Consider the following 12582-nt stretch of genomic DNA (forward strand, 5'->3'; position numbering starts at 1 on the left):
AGCCGCGCCACGCCCCTGCGCCGACACGCTGAGCGACGCCTGGATCCAGATCATTGCGGCTCGAAGGTGGAGGCCGGCGAGGTGACTTTCGGGTGGCTTGTCCTAGCGGGTGGCGATCCCTCGCCAGGCCCGACGGTGTTCCGCTCCTTGTAGGGACCGGCATCGTGGCTGACGGGCCGGCCGCCTCCGGAACCCTTGTTCTTCCGGGGAACCGCTCAAGCCCGGGTCCATGTCTATGGTGGTGCGTGGCCACAGGCGCGCCCCTGGTCGCAGAGGCCCGCCGCATCTCAAAGGGGGATGGGATGAGCGAGTCGAGCAACGACAACGAGGGCACAGGCATCCTGATCGCACTTGGCATGACGGCCGGCCTGTCCTTGGTCTGGGCCTATGTCATCAAGGACCAGGCAGAGCTGATGACTTGGGGCGCCTTGGTGATGGCCGGAGTCACCGGCCTCATCGCCGGAAACTACAGCGACCACAGCCAGTCGGTCGCCGTCACCTGCGCCTTGGCCACCCCGCTCGGCACCTATCTGGGCACGCTCCTCGGCCTCTGCCTGATCGCCGTCGCTCGGTACGGAGGTGACTTCAGCGACGCCTGGCACGTCTTCACCAGCGACACCAGCGGGGCGGCGCGCCTGTTCGAAACGGAGGCCCAGGACCGCGATTGGCTCTTCCTGTTCCTGTCGGCGCCGGTGGGGTACGGAGCGGCGATGCTGGAGGATTGACCTGGGTACCTGCCGATCGGCAGGTACGGTCCCTATCCCGAGCGGATGCGGGAACAGTTCGAAGAGGTGATCTGGCGGTTCAGGTCCAGTGCCCAGTGGCGGGAGATGCCTGCCGAGTTCGGCCCGTGACCCACCGTCTACGGGCGCTTCCGCGTCTGGCGGAACGCCGGTGTCTTCTCCGCTCTGCTGGAAGGCATGACCGCTGAGGCGGCCCGCGTGGGGAGAACGGACTTGTCACTGGTCAGCGTGCGATGATCTGGATCGACGACCTCCTGAAGGCCACTGACTGATCACGACATCGCACAGGCCCTAGGGGTAAAGCGCGCCAGAACCGTCCAGCCGCCGTCGTTCATGCAACCGCTCGGCAGGATACCGTCCGCCGCCTCACTGCTTGGGGGTGCGGCGCAGAAAGCGGATGACCGGGTGGCCCGGATCGTGGGTGACATCGGCCTGGACGTCGTAGACCTGCTTGATCAGGGACGGGGTCAGCACCTGGCGGGGGGTGCCTTCGGCCACGACATGGCCCTCGCGGAGGACGAGCAGACGGTCGCAGTACATCGCCGCGAGGTTGAGGTCGTGGAGGGCGATCACGGTGGCGATCGGCAGACCGACGACGAGGTCGAGCAGGTCGAGTTGGTGCTGGATGTCGAGGTGATTGGTCGGCTCGTCGAGCAGCAGCTCGTACGGTTCCTGGGCGAGGGCCCGGGCGATCTGGGCGCGTTGGCGTTCGCCACCGGAGAGGGTGTGCCACGACTGGCCCGCCCGGTCGGTCAGCGCGGTGCGCTCCAGGGCCGCGTCGACGGCCCGGGTGTCCGTGGCGGTGGACGACGACCAGGCGCGCCGGTGCGGGATCCGGCCCAGGGCCACGACCTCGCGGACGGTCAGTTCGGTCTGGGTGTGGGCGTGCTGCTCGACGGTGGCGATACGGCGGGCCGTGGCGCGGCGGCCGACCCGCGGCAGTGCGCGGCCGTCCAGGGTGACGACTCCGGCGGCGGGGGCGAGGATGCCGGCGAGCAGCCGCAGCAGGGTGGATTTCCCGGAGCCGTTGGGGCCGAGCAGGCCCAGCGTCTCGCCGGGGCGCAGGGTGAGGGTGACGCCGTCGACGATGAGCCGGCCGTCGGCGCGGCGGCTGACGCGGTCCGCGCGGAGCCCGGGTGCGGCGTCCGCGGTGGCGGGGGGAAGGGAGTCGGTCATGTCTTCCTCCGGCCGCGGTAGAGCACGGCGACAAAGGCCGGTACGCCGATGAGGGACGTCACCACGCCCACCGGGACCTCCTGCGGGTCGATCACGGTGCGGGCGGCGGTATCCACCCACACCAGAAAGATGGCTCCGGCCAGTGCGGTGACCGGCAGGAGGCGGGCGTGGCCGGACCCGGTGAGGGCGCGGGTGGCGTGCGGGAGGACCAGGCCGACGAAGCCGATGGCTCCGGCGGAGCTGACCAGGGTCGCGGTGAGCAGCGCGGTCGCGCACAGCAGGACCAGGCGGGTGCGGGCCACGCGGACACCGAGCGCCGCCGCGGCCTCCTCGCCGAAGGCGAACGCGTCCAGGGTGCGGGCGTGTCCGAGACAGACCAGGAGGACGGCGGCCAGGACGACGGCGCACAGCAGCACATCGCTCCAGCCGGCGCCGGTGAGCGAGCCGAGGAGCCAGAACAGCACGGCGCGGGTGGTGTCGGCGTCCGCGGAGGTGAGGACGGTGAACGAGGTCAGCGCGGAGAACAGTTGCATGGCCGCCACCCCGGACAGCACCACGCGGTCGGTGCTGCCGCCGAGGCTGTGGCTGAGCGCCAGGACCAGGCCGAAGGAGAGCAGCGCGCCGATGAACGCACCCGCCGACAGGGACACCGCCCCGCCGCCCACGCCGAGGACGACCACGGCGACGGCACCTGTGGAGGCCCCGGAGGACACCCCGAGGACGAAGGGGTCGGCCAGCGGATTGCGCAGCAGGGACTGCATCACGGCCCCGCAGAGGGCCAGCCCCGCCCCGCACACCGCGGCGAGCAGGGTGCGGGGCATGCGCAGGTTCCACACGATGCCGTCGCGCAGCGGTGGCAACGTGCTCTCGCCCAGGCCGAGATGGGCGGTGACCGCTGCCCAGACGTCGGCCGTGGAGATGTCGGCGGGGCCGATGGTCACGGCGAAGGCGATCGACGCGAAGAGCGCGGCAAGCCCTCCCGCGATCAGCAGCAGGAGTCGGGTGCTCACTTGGCGAGTCCGAAGTGGCGCAGCCCGGCGGCGACCTGCTCGACCCCTTCGACGGTGCGGATGGACGGGTTCATGGCCTGCCCGCTCAGCAGGACGTACCGCTTCTTCTTCACGGCGGTGAGATTGCGGGTGGCGGCGTTGGTCTCCAGGAAGCGCATCTTGGCCCTGGCGGTCTCCGCGGTCTGCTGCTTGCGCGTGAGATCGCCGAGGACGATGACGTCCGGGTCGCGGTCGGCCACGGTCTCCCAGTTGATCTGCGGCCACTCGTCGTGGGTGTCGGAGAAGGCGTTCTTCGCTCCGACGGCCCGGGTGATGGCGCCCGGGGCGCCGCAGCAGCCGGCGAGGTAGGGCGACTGGGAGTTGGCGAACCAGTACATGAGGGAGACGCCGGGGGCGTCCAGTCCCTCGGTGGCCGTACGCACCCGCTGCTTCAACCGCGCGATGAGCTTCTCGCCACGTTCGTCGACGCCGAACGCGTGGGCCAGGTCGCGTATCTCGCCGTAGACGGTGTCCAGGGTGAGTGGCCTGCTGCGGGAGCCGTCGCCACCGCTGTCGGGGTCCCGGCCCGCCGAGCAGTCGGACGGCGAGACGTACGTGGGCACGCCCAGCTTGTCGAACTGCTCACGGGTGGCCACGCCGCCCTTGCCGAGGGTGGAGACGAACGAGGCGGTGACGAAGTCGGGTTCGATGTCCAGGGCCTTCTCGAAGGACGGTGCGTTGTCCGCCAGGCGCGGCACCGTCGCGTTCGCCTTCTCCAGGCCCTTCATCACCGGGTCGGTCCAGGTGGCGGTGCCCGCCATGCGGTCGGCGAGGCCGAGGGAGAGCAGGATCTCCGTGGTGCCCTGGTTGAGGGAGAGGGCCCGCTTCGGGGTGGACTTCACCGTGACCTTGTGGCCGCAGTTGTCGATGGTGCGCGGATAGCCCGCCCCGGCGGGCTTCTTGGCGTCCGCGCCGTCGTGGCCGGAGCCACCGCACGCGGTGAGCAGGAGGGCGGGGGCGAGCAGGAGGGCCGCGGTACGGCGGGCAGAGCAGAGCACGGGCATGCCTCGGTTGTCGGGGCTCGTACGCGGAGCCTGGCCTACGGACGTCCTCCCCGCACGCGGCGCGGAGGTGCCAGCAGGTCTTCGGACTCGGGTTCGTCCGGACGGGGCCCCTTCCCGGTGCTCGTTCGCGGCGGCCTCGCGGCCGTCACGGACTCCTCCCAGTGGTGTCACATGCCCCGCCCGTCCCCCTCACCGCTGCGCGTCAGCTCCGGGTTCTCACCGGATTCCCTGGCCTCGGATGTGGCACGACTGGCTCCCCGAGAGTATCAAGATTGTCGAACGATCAGGGTGTCGGACCGGTCACGGAGTGGAAAGCCACGTCCCGGGGTCAGTTCGGCCGCCGACGGGCCTGCCTCACCTCGCGGTCGACGGCCCAGGCGTCGCCGACCGGCCCGAGGTGGGCAAGCTTGTCGGGGTTGATCACCGCCCGGATGGCCTGAACCTGCCCGTCGAGCACATCGAGGACCAGAGCCTGGAGCACCTTGCCGTCCCGCTCGCGGAAGACCGCGCCGGGCTGGCCGTTGACCTCATGGAGCTCGAAGGACACGTCGATCCGCAGCAGCCAGGGGAAGACCGTGCCCAGCAGCCGGGCCACGTTCTCCGCGCCCATGACGGCCTTGGCCAGTTGCGGGGCCTTGCCGCCGCCGTCCCCGACGAACTGCACATCGGCGGCCAGCAGGTTGCGCAGCGCGCCCACATCGCCGTCCTTCAGCGCGTCGAAGAACCGCGTCGCCAGTTCCTGCCGCTCCTGCCGGTCCGCCTCGAACCGCGGCCGCCCGGCCTCCATATGCCGCCGCGCCCGCACCAGCAGTTGGCGGCATGCCGCCTCCGACCGTCCCACCGCCGTGGCGATCTCGTCGAACCCGAAGGCGAACACCTCCCGTAGCACGAACACCGCCCGCTCCAGCGGGCTGAGCCGCTCCAGCAGCAACAGCGCCGCCATCGACACCGAGTCGGCCAGCTCCACCGCCCGTGCCGGGTCCTGATACGGATCGCTGAGCAACGGCTCGGGGAACCACGGGCCCACGTACTCCTCCCGTCGCACGCGCGCGGAGCGCAGCACATCGATCGAGATGCGCGTCACCGTGGCCGACAGATACGCCTTGGCCGACGTGGGCCGGGTCGTCGAGCCGTCGAAGCGCAGCCATGTCTCCTGCACCGCGTCCTCGGCCTCACTCACACTGCCCAGGATCCGATAGGCGATCGAGAACAGCAGCGGCCGCAGCTCCTCGAACTCCTCGACCTTGTTCACGCCGACTCCCCTCCCCAGGGCCCGTCGCCGATGCGGTTGCCGTCACCGATACCGGTCAGTGGAACTGCCCGGCCTCGTAGTCACCGGCGGCCGGCTGCTGGGTGATGACGTTCAGCCGGTTCACCATATTCATGAAGGAGACCAGGATCACCAGGGCGGTGAGCCGCTCCTCGTCATAGTGCTCGGCGGCATTCGCCCACACCTCGTCGCCGACCCCACCGGCCGCGTCCGCGACCCGGGTCCCCTCCTCCGCCAGGGCCAGCGCGGCCCGCTCGGCATCGGTGAAGACGGTGGCCTCCCGCCATACCGCGACCAGGTTCAGCCGCACCGGGGTCTCACCGGCCGCGGCCGCTTCCTTGGTGTGCATGTCGATGCAGACGGCGCAGCCGTTGATCTGACTCACACGAATCGCCACCAGCTCCTGCGTCGCCACCGGCAGCGGCGATTCCTTGACCGCTCTGCCCGCCGCCATGACGGGCCTCAGGACCTTGCCGGCGGTCTGGCTGGCGGAGTAGTTCAGTCGCGCGTCCATGATGTGCTCCTCTGAAGTCGTTCACTGGCTACACCCCTGAGACGAGGTGGCCCGACCCCCTGTGACATGAACGCATGTGACCCGCGTCTCCCCGCCGTCGGCTCAGCTCGGCAGCCTGCGTCCACCACTCGCCCTGATCCAGTCAGTTGTACGCTACGGCTCCCGCACGCTTCATGGTCAGCGGGATCCAACGGGAGACAGAGGTCATCGTGACAGAGCGCACCGGCAGAATACGTTCACCCCGTATCTACGCGATGACCTCGGGGGTGCTCACCGGGACGATCGCGCTGTACATCGCGCTCGTCGCCTTCGGGAACATCACCGACTTCGACAGCAACCAGCAGTTCGTGCGGCATGTCCTGGCGATGGACACCACGTTCAAGGACGAGGACCTGATGTGGCGGGCCATCGACTCCACCGCGCTCCAGGACACCGCCTACGTCGCCATCATCGCCTGGGAGACCCTCGCCGCTCTCGTCCTCCTCGCCGCGACGGCCCTGTGGTTCGCGGGTCCGCCCGGAGATCGCGTCCGCCGCGCCCGGCAGGCCAGCACCGTGGGGCTGTTGATGCTGATGCTGCTGTTCGGCGCCGGGTTCATCGGCATCGGCGGCGAGTGGTTCGCCATGTGGCAGTCGGAGAAGTGGAATGGCCTGGAGGCCGCCACGCGCGTGTTCATGATCTCGGGGATCGTTCTGCTGCTCATTCACCTGCTGCCCTCGGCCGAGCGAACCGATCCGGGCTCCGAGGACTGACCGAGCGGACGCCGCGGACAGGCTGCCGCGCGCTCTTGCCTCCTTGCCGCGGACTCTTGGGCCCTCCTCGTAGAGGGCTCTTGCCCCTCCTTGCCGCGGACTCTCGACAGTGACGCGCCGCCCTGCAGAGGGGCCGGACCAGTTGCGGCCCGACCGTCGACCTGTCGTCGTACTGGACCCCTACCCTCTACGACAACGGCAAAGCGGCGACACCGCCGGGCCGGTGGGCGGAGTCCCGCCACCGGGGCTCCGCCCATGCGAGACGGGGGGAGTCGACATGACAGCGGCAACCGTCACAGGGCGCGCGGTGTCCGTGCCGGCACTGCTCGCCGCCACCACGCCGCGCACCGCTGGATGCGGCGACGGGAAACCGCCTCGTGAGGAGCGGTCGACGTCGGCCACGCGGCACCCCGCCACCCGGTCCCCGAGCGGGCAGGCGACATGGGGGGCCTTCAACTCCACCGATATCGGCTGGATCCAGCTGACGATCGCGATGGACGACCAGGCGACGCTCCTGCTGAACCCCGCCCCGGGCCACTCTTCCGACGCCGGGGTGGAGAAGTGGGCGAAACCGGTGGCCACCGCCTGCCGCGACGAACTCGTCCAGCTACGAGAACCGCTCGCCCGAGCGGGCGTCCCCGACACCAACCCGCACCAGGGGCACGACATGCCCGGCATGGTGACCGGCGACGAACTGCGCACCATCCAGGGAACCAAGGGCGCAGCCTTCGACGCGCTCTTCCTCGCGGCGATACGCGAACACCTCGACCAGGCGGCGAAGATCGCCCACGCACAGCGCTCGGCATGCGTCGATCCGGCCGCCAAGAAGCCGGCCACGAGCGTGGAGAAGACGTCGCTCACCTGGCGCGCCCGTCTTCCCCAGGCGCGTCCGCTTGCTGCTCCCGCCGTGGACGGTCGCGGCTCAGGCGGGCGGCAGCGCGGCGGCGGCCGAGCCGGCGAGATCGGTGGCCAGTTCGCAGGGGCGATCCTTGGCACCCGCCCCCTTGATGACCAGGGCCACCCGCTCGGTCCCCTTCACCCGGTCCAGGCCGGTGTAGTCACGATGGACCACCTCGACGCGGCAGCTCCCCCGGCCCTCGTTCTCCGGCAGAACGATGGCCTGGCGATGGCGATCTCCCAGCTTGGTCGACCGGGCGCTCTTGTCGCGCGGCAGGTCGCCCTGGTCGAAGCGCAAGTCCACCTCGTACTCGTTGGTGGTGCTCTTCCACTGGCAGTCCCAGCGCCCGAATCCGACGTCCGGCTCCCGGGCGTCGATTCCGGGCACCTTCTCCAGCGCCTTGACGTCGAGCAACGTACATGCGTCCAGGTGCGCCAGCGAATTGGCGGGAAAATCGGGGGAACGCCGGGGAATCTCACCGCGGTTGAGCACCTTGATCGCGAGTCCCGTGGCGCGATCGGCGGTTTCGCACAGCGGCTCCTTGACGTCGGCGGGCTGTCTCGCGGCCGCGGTGACTCGAAGGCTGTTGTCGCGGGCGCCGGTCACCGCCACGACCCGCTCGCACTGATCGCCCTCGGCGGCGCGCTCCACCACGGTCACCCTGCCCGTGGTCTTCCGCGTCACGCCCTCCGGCAGCGAATCGGCGTCGAGCTCCACCCTGACGTCCACGACCTCCTCGCTTCGGTCCTTCAGGACCACGTCGCAGCGGTTGAAATTGCCGAGATCGCGGTCGAGTTGGGCCTCCCCGTACCGCTGGAACACACTGGCGCTCAGCAAGGCGCAGGGGTCGGCCGTGCGGGGTTCGCCGATGAAGCCCGCACTGGTCGGACTGGCCGGCGACGGGTCGGCTTTGTCCTCGGACTCGCCGCCCAGGCTCATCACGATGAACGGAACGGAGATGGCCAATGCCGTGACGGCGGCGGCGCCGGCCGTGAGTAACGGGCGGCGTCGGACGAGGGCGGCCGCGGTGGTCGTCGTACGGCGCCACGGTCCTTGCGCCGGGTCCTCGCTGTGCGCGAGGGTGGCCGTATGGCGCGTGGTCGCCGGGGCCAGCGGGAGCGTCGGGAACTGCTCCGGCGGTCCCGCGATCTCCGTGAGGGCGCCGAGCGCCTCGGCGGCGGTGGGCCGGGTCCCGGGGTCGCGCTGGAGCATCGCGGTGAGCACCCCGCCGAGCGGCCCGACGCGGGGGCTGAGGGCCTCCATCCGGACCACCCGCCCGGCGCCGCGCAGCGGCGGAGTCCCCGTCACCAGCCAGTACATCGTGGCACCGAGGGAGAACACGTCGGACGCACGCTCGGGTGCGCCGCGGAACGCCTCGGGGGCGGCGAAGAACGGGGTCAGGCTGACCGGTCCGTTGGGCGTGATCGTCTCACTGCCGTCCACCCGGTACGCGGCGCCGAAGTCGGTCAGCTTGGCGACTCCGTCGTGGGTGATCACGATATTGCCGGGCTTGACGTCGCAGTGCACGATGCCCTTGTCGTGCAGGGCCGCCAGCGCGCCCGCGATCTGCGCGCCGATATGCGCCGCGAGCTCCGGGGCCATCTTCACCGGGACATCCAGACTGCCGCCGGTCACATGCTCCATCACCAGCCAGAACGTGGTCTTCTTGCCCTTGCCCGCCCGGACGGCGTCGTAGAGGGTGACCACGTTCGGATGGCTGAACTTCGCCAGGGCGCGGGCCTCGGCCAGCAACTCGTCGAAGTCGTCCTGGCTGTTGTCCTCGAGCAAGGCCCGCTTGAGGACGACGGACCGGCCCAGCTCCGTGTCGACGGCGAACCAGACCGCGCCCCGTCCTCCCTCGACGGGCCCCTCCGTGAGCCGGTACTTGCCCACTCGCTCCCCCCGCCGCACGACACACTCCCCCCATACGAGACCAGAACTCCAGCCGTTACGGACACGCAGCTCGAACTTACTGCGTACCCGTAGAGACACGTACCGTTTGCGGTGCTCGTGAGGACGACACGGGGGCCGCGCGTGCCCGCGACGGACGGGAGCTGGCCGGTTGAGAAGGGAATTCACCTGCCACTCCAGAAATCTTCACTGTTGTGGAGGTTGCGGCGCCCGGAAGCGCAGACGACGGGGGCAGACGCCTCTGCCTTATGCCACCGGCACCGCTCGCACCGGAGTCGCCGCGGTGCCGGGCCTCCCGCCACGGGAAGACCCGGCACCGCGCCCCCGGCCGGAAGTGGCTAGGAGTGGGTGACCTCGATGCTGGATATGTGGACCTCGCCGTAGTTGTCGCCGTCGCACGGGTCCGAGTTCTCGCAGTTGGCCTGCGTATAGGCCCCTGCCTTGAAGTAGTTGCTGTCGTCGTCGGAGGAGATCGTGGTCTCCCGCTCCCCGTTGTAATAGGCGTCGATCTTCCCGTCCCGCGCCACGAACTTGGCCTCGAACTCGGTGCCCAGCTCGTAGTCGTCGGTGACGAGATGGTGGTGGGTGTCGTCGCCGTCGGTGATGTAGAGCTTGCCGCCTTCGAGGCGGAAGACCGTGACGTCGTCGTCCCCGCCGTGGATCTGGGCACCGACGAGCTGCGGCTTGTCGTTGGGGAGCGCGGTGAACGCCTCCTTGACCACGAGCGTGTGGGTGCCCTCGGTGGTCGACCAGCTCGCCTCGTCCTCCCCGTCGTCCGTCATCTCCCGCAGCTCGGCGCGCGGGTAGCTGGAGCCACCCGTGGTCACGCCGTCGACGGGGGACCGGAACTGGACCGCGTCGCAGTCCTCATCCGCCTGGAACCAGGGCCTGGCGGAGAAGGTGGCGAGATCGGGCTGGGTGATGTCGGTCGGGTCCTCGTCCTCGCCGGTGGGCAGGGTCAGCTTCCAGTCGCTGAGGTCGAGGACATCGGCGGGGTACTCGCACTCGGCGGCGGTGCGGCCGTGGCGGGTGGGGATGTCGGCCCGCGCCGGAAGCGCGAGGGCGGCCGTCGAGGCGGCCGCGGTGATGCCCGCGAGAACGACGATGCGCATGCGCCTCATCGGGATTCCTTCCGTTTCGGAGGACAGGCGGCTGTCATCCCCACGGGCCGTGGAGACGTCGTCATGCCACTTCGGTGCCCTGCTGAGTGCGGGCGGGCCCGTCCTGTGGATGGTCATGGTCGGCCGCCGCTTCCGGGACGGGTCCCGTCAGCGGGCACGGCGGGAGTCCAGCTCCGGTGCTACGGCTCCGGCGCGGGATCGGGCCAGAGGTCGTCGTCCTCGATCAGGTCCAGGTCGGGCGGTACGAGCGTGGTGGACTCCACCAATCCCTTGAGCAGGTTGTGCAGCAGACCGTTGTCCGCCGGGCGGCCCTGCGACTTGTCGTGCATCAGCGGGTATCTGAAGCCGGTGTTGCGCAGACGGCGGCGTACGGCCTCGATCCGGTACTCGATCTTGCGCTCGTTCCAGCCCGCGCCCGGGCGGAGATAGCTGAGCTGCTTGGCCGCCGTGGCGTACGTCAGAGGTCTCGGATCCTCCTCGTACAGCAGATACCGCTGGCCGAGGACGACCAGCAGCAGTCGTTCGTCGTCGTCCAGCGCCCAGATCTCCGGCCGCAGGGTCTCGGCGCGCCGCCGCGACACCGGCCCCTGGTCGTCATGGCCCGCCACATACAGCTCGACCAGGTGCTCGCGGTAACCGGAGCCCTTGACGAACAGCGGGGTGTAGCCGGTGTCGAGCGGGATCGGCTCGGTGCTGAGGTGCATCATCGTGCCGCGGGGCAGCCGGACGAGCTGCCGTCCGGTGTTCCGCAGCCACCACTGTCCCTGGCGGTAGGTCAGCTCGCCGTGACGTCGGCTCACCCGGAGGTCGTCCACGCCCACGCCCAGGTCCACGTCCGGCTTCTCGCCGCGCCCGAAGCAGACCGTCAGCCCCGGCCGGGGCGGGGCACTGAGGTCGCCGGTAACGGTACGGGCGTGCAGAGTGCCGGGGGTGGTGGGCGCGACTCCGCGCGCGAGGCTGGCGGAGAGGGGCATCGGCGGTCTCCTCGGTTCGGGCGATGCTCGGCGCGTGCTGGGCACCCACCAGGATCCACCCCCTCCTCCGGGACCCGTCCCCAAAGCGAGCCCGCGCAAGAGGAGCATGCCCGGGCGGCGTTGCTCACGGCTCTGGCGAGGCTATGAGTTGAGCGGCGTGTCCGGTCCGGGACGGCTCCCGATACCCCGGACGGACGATGCCCGAACGACCCCGGCATGGCCGCCTCCCGGCCACCGGACCGGCGGATCAGTGGACCAGCAGGCCCGCGGACCAGCAGGCCACGATGACCGGCTCACCGGATGAGGACAACTGGCTGGAACCGGCCCCGGCTCAGCGCCCCGGCCAGATCACCGCGGCCGCGGTGCTCCTGGTCGTCTCGGCCTTCATCGGTACCACGATCGCCGTGCACGACCCGGAGCTGACGCAGTTCGGGTATCTGCTGCTCTTCGTCACCATCGGTGCCGCCCTCCGCATCCGCGGGGGCGGACGCACGGCCTGTATCACGGCGTCGGTGACGGCCGCGCTGTTCTCGCCCGGGTCCGACAGCCATCATCGCCATCGTCGCCTCCGGCACCGGCGTGGGCCTCCTCTACTCACCGCCCAGCCGCGCATACGTTCGCGCACGCCGCCACCGGACTGCCCCATGCCCCCTCGCCGCCCGGCACCGCCGGGCTCGGCCGGGCTCGGCCGGTCAGCGCTTGTGTTCGGAGGCGGAGGGCCGTGGCTCGGTGGGCGCCCATCCCCGGCACCAAGCGCGTGGCCCGCGGGGAGGAGAACACCGCGGCCGGCCGCCTCCAGCTCAGCGCGGAGGTCCTGGCCAGGCTCTCCAGCCTGCCCCCTGCCGTCGGCGACACCCACCGCGAGGCCGGGACGCGGATGCTGGAACGCTGAGCCCGCCGGTGCGTGCCGAGTCAGTGCCGCGCCACCTCGGGGGGTACTTACGACGACACGCTCGCTCCGAGGCGCTGGGCCATCGCCCGTGCCCCATCGAGGACCAACTCGACGTAGCGCTCCTGGATCGGACTCGGGCAGTGGCTCGGTATTGCGGGCGCGGAGGCCGTCGAGGGAGATACGGAGCAGGCGGCGCCACGGGCCGGGGTGGCTGTCGTCGGTACTGAGCTGCGGAGCGATGAGCTGCGATCTGACGTGGCTGCTGCTCAAGGCCGGCT

General features: G+C 70.5%; 11 protein-coding genes, 3 pseudogenes and 1 riboswitch. Of the genes and pseudogenes, 4 read left to right on the forward strand and 10 right to left on the reverse strand.

Features of this window, described 5'->3' with window-relative positions:
- Positions 1-42 precede the first annotated feature (42 nt).
- A pseudogene (locus AS97_RS07110) lies at positions 43-206 on the reverse strand (IS5/IS1182 family transposase); the annotation flags it as partial.
- Positions 207-302: 96 nt separating this feature from the next.
- Between AS97_RS07110 and AS97_RS07115 the strand changes: the two are divergent.
- Complete coding sequence (locus AS97_RS07115; RefSeq protein ID WP_125756408.1) at positions 303-725, forward strand: hypothetical protein; 423 nt, start codon at positions 303-305, stop codon at positions 723-725.
- A gap of 9 nt (positions 726-734) precedes the next feature.
- Positions 735-974 (forward strand): annotated as a pseudogene (locus AS97_RS07120) (transposase); the annotation flags it as partial.
- 135 nt (positions 975-1109) lie between these two features.
- Here AS97_RS07120 and AS97_RS07125 read toward each other — a convergent pair.
- The 5 genes from AS97_RS07125 to AS97_RS07145 form a co-directional block, all read right to left on the reverse strand.
- Positions 1110-1919, reverse strand: a complete 810-nt coding sequence (locus AS97_RS07125; protein ID WP_086705961.1) for an ABC transporter ATP-binding protein — start codon at positions 1917-1919, stop codon at positions 1110-1112.
- The gene (locus AS97_RS07130; RefSeq protein WP_059149291.1) at positions 1916-2929 is read right to left on the reverse strand and encodes an iron chelate uptake ABC transporter family permease subunit; all 1014 of its coding nucleotides are present in this window, start codon (positions 2927-2929) and stop codon (positions 1916-1918) included. Before AS97_RS07130 ends, AS97_RS07125 begins: the two co-directional genes overlap by 4 nt.
- Positions 2926-3972, reverse strand: coding sequence for an ABC transporter substrate-binding protein (locus tag AS97_RS07135; RefSeq protein WP_185929732.1), 1047 nt, complete (start codon positions 3970-3972; stop codon positions 2926-2928). The genes AS97_RS07130 and AS97_RS07135 overlap by 4 nt, the downstream gene beginning before the upstream one ends.
- A gap of 54 nt (positions 3973-4026) precedes the next feature.
- A riboswitch (cobalamin riboswitch) is annotated at positions 4027-4241 on the reverse strand.
- 59 nt (positions 4242-4300) lie between these two features.
- On the reverse strand, positions 4301-5224 hold the full coding sequence (locus AS97_RS07140; RefSeq protein ID WP_210564542.1) for an RNA polymerase sigma-70 factor: 924 nt from the start codon (positions 5222-5224) through the stop codon (positions 4301-4303).
- A gap of 55 nt (positions 5225-5279) precedes the next feature.
- Complete coding sequence (locus tag AS97_RS07145) at positions 5280-5756, reverse strand: carboxymuconolactone decarboxylase family protein (RefSeq protein ID WP_059149289.1); 477 nt, start codon at positions 5754-5756, stop codon at positions 5280-5282.
- A 254-nt stretch (positions 5757-6010) separates the two neighbouring features.
- On the opposite strand from AS97_RS07145, the gene AS97_RS07150 reads away from it, so the two are divergent.
- Positions 6011-6508: a DUF2165 domain-containing protein gene (locus AS97_RS07150; protein WP_210567155.1), complete on the forward strand. Its 498-nt coding sequence runs from the start codon at positions 6011-6013 to the stop codon at positions 6506-6508.
- 607 nt (positions 6509-7115) lie between these two features.
- On the opposite strand, the gene AS97_RS46955 is transcribed toward AS97_RS07150, so the two are convergent.
- From AS97_RS46955 to AS97_RS07175, 4 genes are all read right to left on the reverse strand, one after another.
- Positions 7116-7298, reverse strand: coding sequence for a hypothetical protein (locus AS97_RS46955; RefSeq protein WP_247204261.1), 183 nt, complete (start codon positions 7296-7298; stop codon positions 7116-7118).
- Positions 7299-7430: 132 nt separating this feature from the next.
- A complete protein-coding gene (locus tag AS97_RS07165; protein ID WP_210564543.1) occupies positions 7431-9317 on the reverse strand; it encodes a serine/threonine-protein kinase in 1887 nt (628 codons plus the stop codon).
- Positions 9318-9655: 338 nt separating this feature from the next.
- Entirely contained in the window at positions 9656-10438 is a 783-nt protein-coding gene (locus AS97_RS07170; RefSeq protein WP_086705964.1) for a polysaccharide lyase family 7 protein, read from the reverse strand.
- Positions 10439-10617: 179 nt separating this feature from the next.
- Complete coding sequence (locus AS97_RS07175; RefSeq protein ID WP_059149285.1) at positions 10618-11412, reverse strand: FHA domain-containing protein; 795 nt, start codon at positions 11410-11412, stop codon at positions 10618-10620.
- A gap of 733 nt (positions 11413-12145) precedes the next feature.
- Between AS97_RS07175 and AS97_RS07180 the strand changes: the two are divergent.
- A pseudogene (locus AS97_RS07180) lies at positions 12146-12304 on the forward strand (aldo/keto reductase); the annotation flags it as partial.
- Between the last annotated feature and the right edge of the window lie 278 nt (positions 12305-12582).

This window comes from Streptomyces sp. AgN23, from assembly GCF_001598115.1.
Taxonomy (GTDB): domain Bacteria; phylum Actinomycetota; class Actinomycetes; order Streptomycetales; family Streptomycetaceae; genus Streptomyces; species Streptomyces antimycoticus.